The following is a 15,219-nucleotide window of genomic DNA, read 5'->3' as shown; positions in this document are numbered from 1 at the left end:
TTGAAAAAAGTTATGTTTGTGATCGAAAAACTGAGTGGAGGTGGGGCAGAGAGAGTTACGTCTCTTCTAGCTGGTGAGATGAGCACTTTAGATGGCTATGATACTTACATTTGTGAATTTATTCAGGGAAATGATGAGTATCAAATACCTGATAGTGTTAAGAAGTATTCAAAGAATTATGTATTAGAAAATAAATGGATTGAGTGCCTGAATCAGTTTTTATTCCTGCGAAGAATAATTAGAAAAGTTAAACCGGATTATGTTATATCGTTAGGAATGTTTTCTACATGTATTTTGTTAGCTATGGTTCATAAAAGCTCGAAATTTAAGCTGGTTTTGTCTGAACGCAGTGATCCTACTCGTATTCCACGAAAAAAGATTTTTCGTATGTTGCGAAATTGGGCTTATTTTAATGCTGATGGACTAGTGCTTCAAACACAATATGTTAAGTCTCTGCTTCCTCAGAATTGCGTTAATAAGGCAACCGTTATTCCTAATCCGGTTATCGTCAACAATGCTAATAAAAATATCAAAAAAGAAAAAGTAATCATTAACTGTAGTAGGCTTATAGAATGTAAGAATTTAAGATTGCTAATTGATGCATTTTCAGAGGTGCATAAAAGGAAGAAAGAATTTGAATTGCATATTTTGGGAGAAGGAAAACTAAGAGAAGAGCTACTTGATTTTGCTAAGTCAAAAGGAGTTGGAAATGAGGTGAAAATATACCCTTTTAACAACAATGTGTCAGATGAAATTAACCGTTCTAGTATATATGTCTCTACTTCAAATTTTGAAGGTATGTCTAATTCGGTACTAGAAGCTCTTTCAATGGGAGTTCCCACAATTGTAACTGATTGTCCAGTTCATTCTATGAGAGATATTATCATTAATAATGTAAGTGGGATTTTTGTTCCGGTAAATTCTAAAAATGAATTAGTAAATGCTATGCTGAACGTTTTAGATGATGAAAAGTTCGCGAAGAATCTTGGTGATAATGGAAGAAAAATTGTTGAAAAGCTCAATTTGAAAAATATAACTGAAAGTTGGGTCAAGTATTTACAGGAGATATAATTGCGGAGGTTTTATGGCAGTTTATTTTTTTACATTTACAGGCGCCATACTATTCATGCATCTTGCTGAAATAACTGATAACAAGAAAAAGAGGGCTTTCTGTTTGGTGGGTTCGGCAATAATTCTTATTATTATTGCTGCTATGAGGAGTAGCACGGTTGGACATGATATTCGATATTACCAAACGAAGCTATTACTGCTTTCTCATTCAAGTGAATCATTCAGTGAATTTATGTCTGTATGCATAAGGAGAGGAACAGAGCCTTTGTATTGCATAGTGGCTTACATTGGCGGAAAAATGGGAAAAACTTTTTTTTGGACATTTCTATTGAATGAGGCACTTATCATATTTTTCACATATGCTTCTATATGGAATTTTAGAAATATTGCGTCTCCTACATTAACTCTTTCTTGTTTTTTATTCTTTTACTATTTGAGAGGTTACAGCCAGACCAGACAGTTTATAGCAATTGCAGTAGTTATGTTTGCTGTGTCGTTGATTGTAAAGGGTAATAGACTTGTTCCTTTTCTGCTTGTACCGATTGCGATGGGATTTCATTCTTCAGCTATAATAGGATTTGCGTTGTTGTTTGGATATTTGGTTTTGAATGGAGTATTTAGTAAGATTTTCCTTTTTATATTTACAATTGGAGGTATATCTTTGTTGTTTTTTTATAAGCCAATCTTTGCTTGGGCTTTAAGGTTTCTTCCTGTAAGAGCGGAGAAATATCTAAAAATTCTGTTCAGTAACTCAAAAGTAGAAGACATGGGATATGTAGGAATTGTGTATTGGTCATTGGCAATTTTAATTATGCTGATACCCGTTTTTGTTTTGCATATTAACGACAAAACAATATATTATTTTATGCTGATAATGATGATTTTAGGTTTATGCGGATCATTCATACAAAATGTTGCTGGAGCAGTTCAAAGAATTTTTCTTTATGCCAATGTATTTATTATAATTGTGATACCACAGATACCTCGCTTTTTAGCAATAAAGGGTAGAAAAAGTTATTTTTTTCATATAATTGCGTATGCTTTGATGGTAACATTCTGGGTTGTTGTATTTGTGAGAGGAAATTCGGGCGAAGTTTTTCCCTATGTTTTTGCAAGTTCGTGATTAGTGATAAAAGACAATAATATGAAGGTGTAAATGAAAACTAGACAACAAAGAAAAATTGCAATTATTGTTACATGGTTTGGATTGCTACCCCCCTACTTCAGTTTGTGGTTGAAAAGTGCAGAGTATAACTATAATGTCGACTTTCTGATTTTTAGTGATCAGGAAATACAGCCATCTTCTGCAAATATACATTTATTTAAGACTACGATTGAAGAAACTCTAGAATTATTCGAATTAAAACTTAATAGAAAGATAAATATTAATAATAGCTACAAGTTTTGTGATTGCAGACCATTTTTCGGTATTACGTATTCTGATTATTTAACAGATTATGAGTTTTGGGGATACTGTGATGTTGATTTGGTTTTTGGTGACATATTGTCTTTTTTAACGGATGAGATTCTTGCAAAATATGATCGTTTTTTTCCATATGGTCATTTAAGCATATTTCGAAATTGTGAGAGAATGAATCACTTATATGATATGCCTGGCGGAATATATAGCTATGATGAGATCTTTATGGGGAAAGCAAAAACAACGCCAGAAGAGCATTTTGGAATTAATAGGATATGCGAAAAAAACAATGTTAGATGGTATACTGAGGTGGTTTTCGCAGATTTCTCAACAAGATTTGAAAACAGACTTGAGGTTGTGCATGGACAAGACAATTATGATGAACAAGTTTTCTTATTTGAAAAAGGTGCTGCATATAGATTATTTGTTATTGATGGGGAGATAAATAGACAAGATTATCTTTATATACATTGGCAAAAGAGAAAGCCTATCATAGTTGAGACAAAAAACGCAGGAGTAAATGAGAAAGTAATTATTACTTCGGAAAAGCTAATTTGTGTTCCCAGTGACAATATACTGGATCAAAGTGCAATAAGGATGTTTAATCCACCACTTGACAAAAAACAACGTAGAAACGCTGTAAGGAAATACTATATAAAGAAAGCAAAGCAGTTCATGGCAGCGGACTCGGCAACAAAGCTGATATGGATGAGGCAGAAGCTGTTTGGATTCTTTACCACCAAAAGCTATCTATAGTTTTAGAAGAGAAAACATGAAAAAAAAAGTCTTTTATAACAGTATTACATCTGTAATAAATCAGATACTTACACTTATCTGTGGATTTATTCTTCCAAGGATTATTCTTGAAAGATATGGGTCCGAGACAAATGGATTGTTAAATTCAATTACTAGTTTTTTTGCATTTGTTTCCTTTATGGATTTTGGGGTAGGAGCAGTCGTTCAATCGTCCTTGTATAAACCATTGGCTAATGGTAATTATGATGACGTTAGTGTTATATTGGCATCAGCTTCTAAATTTTTCGAAAAAATTGCTTTTGTAATATTGGCATATACGGTTCTTTTGATTATTGCATTTCCAACTTTTACTCACAATTCTTTTGGATTTTTCTTTTCTGGTACGCTAATACTGTCTATAAGTGTTAGTTATTTTTTCCAGTTTTACATTGGCGCAGTTGATCGATTGCTACTTTTTTCGGATCAAAAAGGATATATTACTTTTTTATCTCATTCTGTATCAGTTGTTCTTAGTACTATCATGGGAGTTCTAATTATTAACCATGGTGGAAGCATTCAATTAGTGAAATTATCAGCATCCTTAGTGTTTTTGGCTAGAGTTGCGATTGTCCGACTTTATATTAGTCAACATTATCAGGTAAATAGAAAAGCGGAATATATTACTGAACCATTGCAGCAAAAGTGGAATGGATTTGCACAACATTTATCTAGTGTAGTGTTGGATAGTACAGATACGATAGTACTCACGCTTTTTGCTACGTTATCAGATGTATCAATATATGCAATTTACTATTTGGTCATAAATGCTATTAAGCAGTTTTTGTATTCGTTAACGGTTGGGGTTCAGGCAGCACTCGGAGAATTAATTGCAAAGGATAAGGATAAAGAACTTAAATTATTATTTAAGCAACTTGAGTGGGTAGCCCACAATTTAGGTGTTTTTTTCTTCGGGTGTTCTGCTATATTGATAGCAGGATTTGTTGATGTATATACGCAGAATGTATCAGATGCGAATTATCATCTACCACTATTTGCACTATGTATCTCATTAACAGGTGTATTATATTCAGTGAGATTGCCATATAATCATTTACTACTTGCATCTGGACATTTTAAGCAGACACAGCATTATTATGTAATAGCAGTAGTAATTAATCTTGCTTTATCAGTGGCAGCTGTGAACAAATTTGGATTGATTGGAGTAACAATTGGAACTATTATTGCGCTTTTGTATCATACATGTTGTATTTTGAACTATGATATAAAACATATAGTTGATTGGGGGATTAAGTCATCTATAAGATTGATAGTAATGGATGTATTTGAACTGCTGTTGGGAGTTATGCTTACTAGTAGATACATTGATGATGTGAATTGCACAATTTATGATTGGTTAATAAAAGCGTGCTTGGTTTCTGTAATTTGGCTATTGATAATTGTGACATTTAATTGCATTTTCTTTAGAAGTGAAGCAAAAGCTTTTTTAAAAACGATTACACAAAAACGTGCTATACATTTTAATCGTTGAAACATGTAACTCGTATAGAAATTATTTGTATAAATGTTCTAAAACAACTATGGTTATGCAAAGTGTTATTTGTTTGGTATTTTTGATAGAGCGATAAAATTTTGAAATAGACTGACTAATGGTGTAACTATGAAGAAAGACGACAAAACCAATGTAATGCGAGTCCTGGACTCCAAGAAAATAGAATACAAGAGCCATTCCTATGAGCCGGATGCCACCATGTCCGGTGAGGAGATCGCAGCAATCCTCGGTGAGGATGCGGACAAGGTCTTTAAGACTCTGGTGACGCAGGCCAAGAGCGGAGCGTACTATGTTTTCGTTGTTCCGGTGAAGGCTGAGCTGGATCTTAAGAAAGCTGCTCAGGCAGCAGGCGAGAAGGCGATTGCTATGATCAAGCAAAAAGATCTTTTGCCTCTTACAGGATACGTGCATGGCGGATGTTCTCCCGTTGGCATGAAGAAGCAGTTCCCTACATTTGTGCATGAAACAGCACAGGCACTTGACCACATCTTTGTAAGTGCAGGGAAAGTCGGCTTTCAGGTTGAACTTACACCATCAGATCTGCAGTCAGTGGTAGGCTATAAGTATGCTGATGTGGTGAAGGCTGACGCATAATAAAGGACATAAAACAGGTAATCAGGGCTGGCGCATGTCGGCCCTTTTGTTAAATACAGGAGATTGTATGGACTACAACATCAACATCAATGGAATAGATGTACACGCAAGCTACAGCGAGAACTCCATAGAGACCATCTATAAGCCCTTGCTGCTCAAGCTTTCAAACATGCGCAAAGCCAAGAACGATACGCTTCTGGTAATGCTTGCTGCGCCACCCGGAGCAGGCAAGAGCACCCTGGCGAGCTTTCTTGAGTATTTGGCAAAAGACATCATTCCGAAATTCAAGGTACAGGCCATCGGGATGGACGGATTCCATCGCAGACAGGAATATCTGATAGAACATACAACAACCGTAGATGGTGCAGAAGTCAGGATGGTAGATGTAAAAGGTTGCCCTGAGACCTTCGACCTGGACAAGTTAAAAGCGAGCATAGAAGGTGCGTTGGTAGGCACAAAGAAAGCATGGCCGACCTATGACAGACATCTTCACAATCCTGTAGAAGATGCCATAAAGCTTGACGCTGACATACTGCTCCTTGAGGGCAACTATCTTCTTCTAGATGCTCCCGGCTGGGACGAGCTATCAAGCCTTGCAGACTACACAATCAAGATCACGGCAGACCCTGAAATGCTTAGAACACGCCTAATCGACCGCAAGGAAAAAAGTGGCAACAGCCGTGAAAAAGCCGAGCAGTTTGTAGACTTCAGCGATATGCGAAACGTTAGGCTCTGCCTGGAACACTCCAAGAAAGCTGATCTGGAACTATTCCTGAAATCAGATAATAACTATGTTGCACAGGGAAACACATGAGCATCGAGGAGAGCATCGGATAGAGCATTTTAATGCCTGATTTGATGGAGGCTACTGTCCTGTGACAAATTTGTCCCAAGGACAGTAGTGAATTACACTTCATTTAATGCGGAGCTACTGTCTCTTGATTAAATTGTTATAAGGACAGTTAAAAAAAGCGTTCTTTTCGTGTGCTATGACATGCAAAGAGCTGATTTAGAGCAAAAATTAACTGTCTCAAGAAAGTTTTGCTCCCCGGACAGTAGTGCCTCCTTAAATACATTGATCATGGCTACTGTCCCTGAATAAATATTTGCATCAGACAGTAAGAACCTACGAAAAGCAATGCCAGTGCAACTGCCAAGACAAATGCCAAGACAAATGCAAGCGCAACTGCCAAGACAAATATCAATACACCAATACACAAATACACATACCAAATCTAAATCTATAAACAAAAACTCTTTTTACAACAGCGATAACAGAGTAAAATAATAGAGCAGAGCATAACAAAAAAGTGCTAACTATAAGACATTAACTAAAACAGCAAAACACGGAGGAAATTAAAATGACTATAGACAACAACTGCGGATACTGCGTAGGAGGAGAGCCTCTCGCAAAGTTCGGAATCAAGATCTGTGACCTCGAAGTGAGCCAGCTCATTCTGTTCAAGGAGCAGAGCCACCTTGGAAGATGCATAGTAGCTTACAAAGACCACGTAAGTGAGATTGTTGATATCTCAGATGATGAGCGAAATGCTTTCTTTGCAGATGTTAACAGAGCAGCCAAGGCTATCCACAAAGCCTTCAATCCTGACAAGGTAAATTACGGCGCATATGGCGATACAGGCTGCCATCTTCACATGCACCTTGTACCGAAGTACAAGGACGGCTTTGAGTGGGGCGGAGTATTCGAGATGAACCCACAGCAGAAGTTCCTCACAGATGCAGAGTATGAGGAACTCATACAGAAAATTAAGGATAATCTTTAAAAAGCAATGAAGAACAAGTTCCAAATGAAAAAGAATCAACAAAGACGAAGCACAACATCGGCCGGAGTACCGGCTATAAAGCCCGTCCTGGCATCAGCGCTGATTGCCCTTGCTCTTACAGGCTGCAGCTTGGTTCCACAGGATATGCTCGCCGAGCAGGCGTCAGATACTGCACAGAGTCTGGTGGACCAGGTCATCGACGAGTCAAAAGACAAGATAGAAGAAGCAACTAAAGAAGCTGCAAAAGAAGCAGCAAAACAGGTAGCAGAAAACACCAAGGATTTAGCCGAGGACCTTGCACAGCAGGCAAAGGACAGAGCCAAGGAAGCTGCCAAGAAAGCCATGGATGAAGCCGGCAATTATAACGTCACTCAAGAAGATATTTCATCGGCATTATCATCCATACAGTCAGGCCTTCTGACATCCGCTGAAGACATTGCCCTAACATCACAGGACGATCAGGGCAAGAACTACACGTTTACTTACGACAACAAAGAGTACATAGCAATCCATACCACGGATCATTGGAAGATCAAGAACTCCTACGATATTAACATCGAGGCTGACATGTATATCATTTGTCAGGCCCTCATCGACCTGCACCAGATCCATGGAAAAGACATGGTGAGCTACCGTACAGCAGATGATATGGTATACGAGTGGGAAGTCCACAATCTGGCTTACGCCATGATCTCCGATGACGACCCAATGAAGTCGCACGTTCGTGACGTAGACTTTGATCCCCAGGACCAGGGCTGCAGTTATGAAGAGATTTATTACAACCATATAGGCAAAGAGTTCGACCTAAGGCAGTTCCTCGGCGGCTGAGCAGGTAGAACAGGGCGAACGCAAGTGAGCCTGAACAATGTCGCAGAACCCGGGAGATCCACATGACCTACACTGAAGTAGTACAGGCCAACTTCATATCCCGCCCAAATCGCTTCATCGCTCAAGTAGAGCTTGATGGCAAAAAGATTACCGTTCACGTCAAGAACACCGGCAGATGCAGAGAACTTCTGCTCCCCGGCAGCACAGTATATCTTGAGAAAGCTCAGAATCCCGAGCGCAAGACGCCTTATGACCTGATTGCAGTCGAACATGATGGCAAGATCATAAACATCGACTCCCAGGCACCTAACAAGGTGGTAAAAGAGTATCTGGAGCGCCTTGGAGAATATGACCTGGTAAAACCTGAGCACAAATACGGCGACTCCCGAATAGACTTTTACATGGAGAAAGGCCCGGACAAATATCTCATGGAAGTTAAGGGCTGTACGCTCTTTAGAAATGGAATAGGCCTTTTCCCTGATGCACCAACCGAGCGCGGAGCAAGGCACCTTCGCGAACTTATGCAAGCGCAGGAAGAAGGATACAAAGCAATCATTGCTTTCGTAATTCAGGGCGAGGGCATTGACCATGTTGAGCCCAACACCGAGACAGACCCTGAATTTGCCAAGGCCTTTTATGAGGCGATAAGCGCAGGAGTTCAGGTCTTAAATCTTAAATGCAAAGTCACACCGGACACTTTAAATATAGTTTGATATCCGGAAGGAGATTTCTTATGAAGAACATAACACTGGGACGTACAGGCATAACAGTACCACAGAACGGCTTTGGAGCACTTCCTATCCAGAGAATTCCTCTGGAGGATGCAGTCAGGATCCTCAGAAAGGCCTATAATGGCGGAATGAGATTCTTTGACACAGCAAGAGCCTACACCGACAGCGAGGAGAAGGTTGGCGCAGCATTTGGCGACGGATATGTAAAGAGAGACGAGATTGTGATCGCCACCAAGACCACAGCCAAGACACCTGAAGAATTCTGGCAGCAGCTGGACATTTCATTAAACAACCTAAAGACCGATTACATCGACATCTACCAGTTCCATCTCATGGGACAGTGCTGGAAGCCAGGCGATGGCACAGGCATGTATGAGTGCATGTTAAGGGCCAAGGAGCAGGGTAAGATCCGTCACATCGGTGGAACAGCCCATAAGATCGGCATTGCAAAAGAGCTGATAGAATCCGGACTCTATGAGACTGTCCAATATCCTTTCAGTTACCTGGCAACTGACCAGGAGGCCGACCTCATTAAGATGTGCAACGATAATAACGTTGGCTTCATCTGCATGAAGGGTCTCGCAGGCGGACTTATCACTAATTCCAAGGCAGCAATGGCCTACATCAGTCAGTTTGACGGAGCAGTTCCAATCTGGGGTATCCAGAAGGAAAAAGAGCTTGATGAGTGGCTCTCATATATGGACAACACTCCTGAGCTTGATGATGAGCTGAAGGCCTTCATCGAATCAGAGAGAAAAGACCTTATGGGAGACTTCTGCAGAGGCTGTGGCTACTGCATGCCATGTACCGTGGGCATTCAGATAAATCAGTGTAACCGTATGTCGCTGATGCTTCGCCGTGCACCCAGTGAGAGCTGGCTTTCTGATCACTGGCAGGCAGAGATGAATAAGATTGAGGAGTGCATTGGCTGCGGAGCATGTCTTTCCAAGTGCCCGTACGAGCTTGAGATACCGACTCTTCTTAGAAAGAACCTTGAGGACTACCGTGAAGTTCTGGCAGGCAATCGCCGCGTAAACTAATCACACAGGAGGCCCAACCTATGAAGACATACAAAGCAGAACCTTTCGGACTTGGAAAATATCTTTTGGGCGAGTCACCGTTCTACGATCCAAGAACAAAGTGCCGCTCCTTTGTAGACATTATCGCAGGCAAGCTCTACATTATAGAAACCGGTGGCCTTATGAAGCAGGCAGACTTTGGCCAGAAGATCGGAGCAGCAGTTCCTTCGGAGAAGGCCGGCTCCTATCTGGTTGCAGCTGCCGATGGACTCTATGTTTATGACGGAAAAGAGATTTCTCTAAACCGCAGTTTAAAAGACATCTATGAAACTTACCATCGCTCCAACGACGCCAAGGCAGATCCGGCAGGAAGGCTCTGGTTTGGCTCAATGGCAGAGGGCGAGGGGATAGAGCCCTCAGGCGATCTTTACAGAAATGAACACGGACGAGTTGCTCTTATGCAGCCTGATACCATCATTGCCAACGGAATGGCATGGAGCGCCGACAGGACCAAATTTTACTTTGCTGATTCCGAATACCATGCAGTCTTCGTATATGACTATGACTTAGAGACAGGAAATATCGCAAATCGCACGGAGTTGATCCACATTGACGACGGAGTGCCCGACGGAATGTGCATCGACAGTGAGGATAACCTCTGGATCGCAGTCTGGGGAGGAAGACGCATAGAAAAGAGAAGCTCAAAGACCGGCGAACTTCTTGCACTTGTAGAAGTTCCTGCAGAGCACGTATCTTCCTGCTGCTTCTTTGGAGATAACTTAGATGAACTCTTTATCACAACCAGCGGAAACGAGCTCTCCGGAGACTACGACGGGTGCCTGTTTACCTGCAAGGTAGATGAGAAGGGCCTTGCTCCTGATTACGCCATGATCTGACAAAAGACGCAGCAATAAATATTAGAAATACGAGTATACACATGATAGAAAACATTACACAGACACGTCCCACCAGAGCAGTTCTGGTGGGACTTAATACAGGAATAAGTTCATCCGACTTTGACAGGTCCATGGATGAGTTAAAAGAGCTTGTGAAAGCAATCGACATTGAGACAGCCCTGACGGTTACTCAGTCCCTGCCATCTCCCGATCGCAGCACCTACATAGGAAGCGGTAAAGTAGAAGAGATTGCAGCTTCTCTTGATATGTTCGACATCGACCTTGTGGTTGTCGGAGGAGTTCTTTCTCCGATGCAGGCAAGAAACCTTGAAAAGGCGCTGGACACAGAGGTTATCGACAGGACGGGACTTATACTTCAGATTTTTGCCAGAAGAGCCAAAACCCGTGAAGCCTGTCTTCAGGTTGAGTTTGCACAGCTCCAGTACATGCTTCCGAGACTTGCACACATGAGAACATCTCTTTCCCGTCAGGGAGGCGGAAGCGGAAGACTGTCCAACAAGGGTTCCGGTGAGAAACAGCTTGAGCTGGACAGAAGACGCATTGAACACCGCATGGCAGAGCTGAGGCGCGATCTTGAAGGAATCAAAAAAGAGCGAGACACCCAAAGGGCAGAAGAATGCGCTCGGGACTTCCCGAGGTTGCACTTGTCGGTTACACCAACGCGGGCAAATCAACAATACTGAACGGACTCATTGACCTCTACGGCGTTTCCGGAACAGAAGATAAGCAGGTTTTTGAGAAAGATATGCTCTTTGCAACCCTGGATACATCCGTAAGAAAGATTGAGCCGAAGGACCACAGACCATTTCTTTTAACGGATACGGTAGGATTTATCAGCGAGCTTCCCCATGACCTGGTCAAGGCATTTCGTTCAACCATCGAGGAAGCCAAGTTTGCAGACCTTCTTTTGGAAGTCATAGATTTCTCAGATCCTGAGTACAGGCATCACATGGAGGTCACCCAGCAGACTCTTCAGGAGATAGGAGCAGGAGAAATCCCGGTTATCTATGTCTTTAACAAATCAGACATCCTTCAGGATGAGCAGATAGAAAGCGGAAGCCTTCCGATTGAGTTTCCGCGCACAGGTGCTGACAGAGTCTATATCTCGGCCAAGGACAAGGACAGTCTCGATGCGCTGATCGAGGTTATCGACAAAAAGTTTGCCGAGGGCGAGACAGAAGTAGAGATGCTTCTTCCATATAAAGAAGGTGCTATCCTTGGAGAGCTTAACAGCCGCGGCGTTGTAAAGTCCTCCGAATATCAGGAAGACGGCGTTCTTGTGAAAGCTCTTTTAACCGCAAAAGACATCTCGAAATACGAGAAATACTTGACGTGATTTGGGAAACTCCCTATTTCGACATTGTAATCCAAGACGTTATATGGTAGATTTATGACGTTTGAAATTACAATTGTTTTGTTAGGAAGTGGGAGTTAAAAATGAATTTTAAGAATCATCCAAAGGTAAGAAAGGCACGCAGGGGGAAAGTCGCATGCCTTATCGTAGGAGTAGTAATGCTGCTTGCAGCAGTTGCATGCTTCTTTGTGAGGGAGAACATCAGGGTAGACAGGAGATTTGATAAGGTCGCTTTTGCCCAGGCTTACAACGATGAGCTGCTCGATGAAGATATCTATGTTTATATAGATATAACAGAGGAGCCCTATGGCATCGGAAGCTACGGAGAGGCGCGCCAGTTCTACTATGTAGCTGATGGTTATGATCTTTATATCATCGAGTGCAGCGAGAGCGAGTATAACGAGATAACACAGCAGGTCAAAGAAAACGGCAGCTATGAGTGCATAGGTACCATTTCCAAGCTTGATGAGGAAGTTATCGATCTGGCAATCGAGGTATATAACGAAGACGAAGATGATCCTGAAGAGATCATAAACAGAGAAGACTTCGACTGGTACTTCCAGGATGTGGCGCTTTCCGTGCACGATATCACACATGCTGAGGGACTCCTTCTCTTTGCAACACTGATGCTTATAGTGTTCGGACTTATCACCTTGATTGCAGGTATCATCGAGCTTTCAAGATTCAGCAGTGCATTCGGACGTATGTCAGAGATGGATGGGCAGCTCATTACAGCTGAGCTTGACAGCCCTCAGACCGTTTATGTCAAGCAGGCGCATACATATCTTACACCAAGATTTATCGTAAGCCTTGGAAGCCGTTGCGCTGTTATTCCTTACGCAAATATTTTCTGGACATACAAGTTTACACAGAGATACAATTTCATTCCGATCTATTCAAATATCCAGGTATTTACCAGCGATTTCAGAACGCTTGGCATTGCTGAGATGAGTCTTTTCACACCTAAGAAGAAACAGGCTGAAATGACGATCTTCAATGCTATCCAGTACTACAATCCACAGGTACGCTTCGGATATACAGCAGAGAACAGCAATTATTTCAATGCACTTAGATTTCAGCAGGCTAACAGCAATTACGCAAACAACAATGCCGGTTAAACTATCAACTTATCTGAAAAATACATATGGTGAGAAGATCTACAGACTCTCATTATCCTCAGGCTGCAGCTGCCCAAACAGGGACGGCCGGATAGGATATGGGGGCTGCAGTTTCTGCTCGGAGGGTGGCTCCGGTGAATTTGCACAGGGTCCCGGTTTCATCAGAGATCAGGACCATAGCTCATCACCGGAGTTTTTTGATATTGATGCGCAGATAGAGAGGGCCAAGGAGCTGATTCGAGGTAAGACAGATGCCCGGCACTTTATCGCATACTTCCAGTCATACACCAACACCTACGGTGATGTGAACCGGCTAAAAGAGCTCTACAAAAGGGCCATCAGCCGCGAGGATATAGTGGCGCTTTCCCTCGGAACAAGGCCGGATTGTCTGGGACCTGAAGTTATGGATATGTTAAAAGAGCTTTCGGCTATAAAACCTGTATGGATAGAGCTAGGGCTTCAGACTATTCATGAGAAAACGGCAACAAGAATGCGCAGGGGTTATGAGCTTTCTGTGTTTGAGGATGCTTACAGGCGTCTGAAAGAGGCGGGAATAACGGTTGTCGTTCACGTGATATTCGGACTTCCCGGTGAGAGCAAAGAAGATATGCTGGATACGATTCGCTTCCTGGCGGGCCTTGAGCCGGCGCTTGACGGCATCAAGATACAGAATCTCCAGATCCTCAAAGGGGCTGACATGTATGGGGAATACATGAATAGCATAGAAAGTGGAGATGGAGAATTTCACATTATGTCCATGGAGGAGTATACTGATGTTGTGGCTAAGGCAATAGCTCTTTTACCGAAAGAGACTGTGGTGCACAGGATGACCGGTGACGGACCGAGAAAGCTTCTTGTAGAGCCACTGTGGAGCCTGGATAAAAAGCGGGTTCTGAACATGCTTACGGCCAAGACGAAAGGTCTTTTGACATAAAAAATGAGGGGTAGGGGGTTACAAAGCAAATGATTTTGGTTTGTATTGTTATAGTCTTGATCATACTGTTTCTTGGCTTGTGTTGGTGGATGGCAGGCTACGTGATGACAGGGCAGAGGCAGACTCTGGAGGAAGCCTTTGACTGGCAGAAGGATCACTACGACACATCATTTTACGATCCCTTGGAGAAGACAGAATATACTATTGAGGGGCATGATGGCTACGTTCTTCATGCGCTTTTTTTAAAGAACCCTTCACCTTCTGATAAATACATGATCATTTCCCATGGCTATACGGATAACCGGAACGGGGATATCAAGTACGTTAAGATGTACCTGGATTATGGCTTTAACTGCGTCCTCTACGACCTTCGTGGTCACGGTAAGAATGCTCCTACCTGCACTACATACGGTATTTATGAGGCAAAAGACCTGTGTAAGGTAATTGAGGATACCAGAAAACGCTACGATAATATCGCTGTTCTTGGTATTCATGGTGAGTCTTTGGGAGCTGCAACTTCCATAACAGCGCTGAAATATAAACCTGAAATTGATTTTGTTGTGGCAGATTGCGGATTTTCTGATATTGAGAACGTCCTTAGAGGTGCCTACAAGAGCAGAAAGTTACCGGAATGGCTTTTCAATGTAGCAGACCTCGGCGCTCGCATGAGATTTCACCTGTCACTTAAAGACATGAGACCCATCGATTCTCTGCCGGACAATACTTTGCCAATTATCTTTATCCATGGTGCAGAAGATGATTTTATTCTTCCGAAGAACTCTGAAGATATGAAGAAGGCAACTGCCGGATATGCAGAAATTTACATGATTCCCGGGGCAGGACATGCGGAATCAATAATCGTGGGGCCTGATGCCTACAGGGAGCATATAGGGAATTTTCTTGAAAAAGTATTGCGGTAAATTATGAAAAAAATGTAAAAAATTTATAAAAAAATTTTGTCGCGTGGTTAGTGGGTTTGATAAACGAGTTCTCGTGAAACCTGCATAAATACTGGGGTTAACAGAGATTTTTTGTTAACGGTTTTTGGTTGACATAACACGTGCTATATTGGTACGATTGCTCTACTCGCAACTTTATTTGGTGGGGACCAGATAAAAAATGAAATTTTGTTGAAGGGAGAGAT

At 41.9% G+C, this 15,219-nt stretch carries 16 protein-coding genes; all 16 read left to right on the top strand.

Annotated features, from left to right (window positions below):
* The 16 genes from G633_RS0108835 (at nt 1) to G633_RS0108765 (ending at nt 14,995) form a co-directional block, all read left to right on the top strand.
* Nucleotides 1-1,071 carry a glycosyltransferase gene (locus G633_RS0108835; RefSeq protein ID WP_026519700.1) on the top strand — a complete coding sequence of 357 codons (1,071 nt, stop codon included), beginning with the start codon at nt 1-3 and terminating at the stop codon, nt 1,069-1,071.
* Nucleotides 1,072-1,084: 13 nt separating this feature from the next.
* Nucleotides 1,085-2,194 carry an EpsG family protein gene (locus G633_RS0108830; RefSeq protein ID WP_026519699.1) on the top strand — a complete coding sequence of 370 codons (1,110 nt, stop codon included), beginning with the start codon at nt 1,085-1,087 and terminating at the stop codon, nt 2,192-2,194.
* 33 nt (nt 2,195-2,227) lie between these two features.
* Entirely contained in the window at nt 2,228-3,247 is a 1,020-nt protein-coding gene (locus tag G633_RS0108825) for a DUF6625 family protein (RefSeq protein WP_026519698.1), read from the top strand.
* Nucleotides 3,216-4,775: a lipopolysaccharide biosynthesis protein gene (locus G633_RS17930; protein WP_155834933.1), complete on the top strand. Its 1,560-nt coding sequence runs from the start codon at nt 3,216-3,218 to the stop codon at nt 4,773-4,775. The genes G633_RS0108825 and G633_RS17930 overlap by 32 nt, the downstream gene beginning before the upstream one ends.
* 129 nt (nt 4,776-4,904) lie before the next feature.
* A complete protein-coding gene (ybaK, locus tag G633_RS0108815) occupies nt 4,905-5,390 on the top strand; it encodes a Cys-tRNA(Pro) deacylase (RefSeq protein ID WP_026519697.1) in 486 nt (161 codons plus the stop codon).
* Between the two features lie 67 nt (nt 5,391-5,457).
* A complete protein-coding gene (locus G633_RS0108810) occupies nt 5,458-6,204 on the top strand; it encodes a nucleoside/nucleotide kinase family protein (protein ID WP_026519696.1) in 747 nt (248 codons plus the stop codon).
* Nucleotides 6,205-6,751: 547 nt separating this feature from the next.
* The gene (locus G633_RS0108805) at nt 6,752-7,174 is read left to right on the top strand and encodes an HIT family protein (protein ID WP_035771003.1); all 423 of its coding nucleotides are present in this window, start codon (nt 6,752-6,754) and stop codon (nt 7,172-7,174) included.
* Between the two features lie 24 nt (nt 7,175-7,198).
* Nucleotides 7,199-8,002, top strand: coding sequence for a hypothetical protein (locus G633_RS17925; protein WP_035771001.1), 804 nt, complete (start codon nt 7,199-7,201; stop codon nt 8,000-8,002).
* A 62-nt stretch (nt 8,003-8,064) separates the two neighbouring features.
* Entirely contained in the window at nt 8,065-8,715 is a 651-nt protein-coding gene (gene sfsA, locus G633_RS0108795; protein WP_026519694.1) for a DNA/RNA nuclease SfsA, read from the top strand.
* Nucleotides 8,716-8,735: 20 nt separating this feature from the next.
* The gene (locus tag G633_RS0108790; RefSeq protein ID WP_026519693.1) at nt 8,736-9,773 is read left to right on the top strand and encodes an aldo/keto reductase; all 1,038 of its coding nucleotides are present in this window, start codon (nt 8,736-8,738) and stop codon (nt 9,771-9,773) included.
* A gap of 20 nt (nt 9,774-9,793) precedes the next feature.
* A complete protein-coding gene (locus G633_RS17920; protein ID WP_051200075.1) occupies nt 9,794-10,648 on the top strand; it encodes an SMP-30/gluconolactonase/LRE family protein in 855 nt (284 codons plus the stop codon).
* A 41-nt stretch (nt 10,649-10,689) separates the two neighbouring features.
* Complete coding sequence (hflX, locus tag G633_RS20395) at nt 10,690-11,352, top strand: GTPase HflX (RefSeq protein WP_330363344.1); 663 nt, start codon at nt 10,690-10,692, stop codon at nt 11,350-11,352.
* The gene (locus G633_RS20390; RefSeq protein WP_330363343.1) at nt 11,286-12,005 is read left to right on the top strand and encodes an HflX GTPase family protein; all 720 of its coding nucleotides are present in this window, start codon (nt 11,286-11,288) and stop codon (nt 12,003-12,005) included. The genes hflX and G633_RS20390 overlap by 67 nt, the downstream gene beginning before the upstream one ends.
* A 101-nt stretch (nt 12,006-12,106) precedes the next feature.
* A complete protein-coding gene (locus tag G633_RS0108775; RefSeq protein WP_026519692.1) occupies nt 12,107-13,141 on the top strand; it encodes a hypothetical protein in 1,035 nt (344 codons plus the stop codon).
* Complete coding sequence (locus G633_RS0108770) at nt 13,131-14,075, top strand: TIGR01212 family radical SAM protein (protein WP_026519691.1); 945 nt, start codon at nt 13,131-13,133, stop codon at nt 14,073-14,075. Before G633_RS0108775 ends, G633_RS0108770 begins: the two co-directional genes overlap by 11 nt.
* 104 nt (nt 14,076-14,179) lie before the next feature.
* Nucleotides 14,180-14,995 carry an alpha/beta hydrolase gene (locus G633_RS0108765; protein ID WP_207638104.1) on the top strand — a complete coding sequence of 272 codons (816 nt, stop codon included), beginning with the start codon at nt 14,180-14,182 and terminating at the stop codon, nt 14,993-14,995.
* The last annotated feature ends 224 nt before the right edge of the window (nt 14,996-15,219 follow it).

The sequence above is a fragment of the Butyrivibrio sp. FCS006 genome (assembly GCF_000424525.1).
GTDB lineage: Bacteria > Bacillota > Clostridia > Lachnospirales > Lachnospiraceae > Butyrivibrio.
This window is presented reverse-complemented; position numbering and strand designations above follow the sequence as displayed.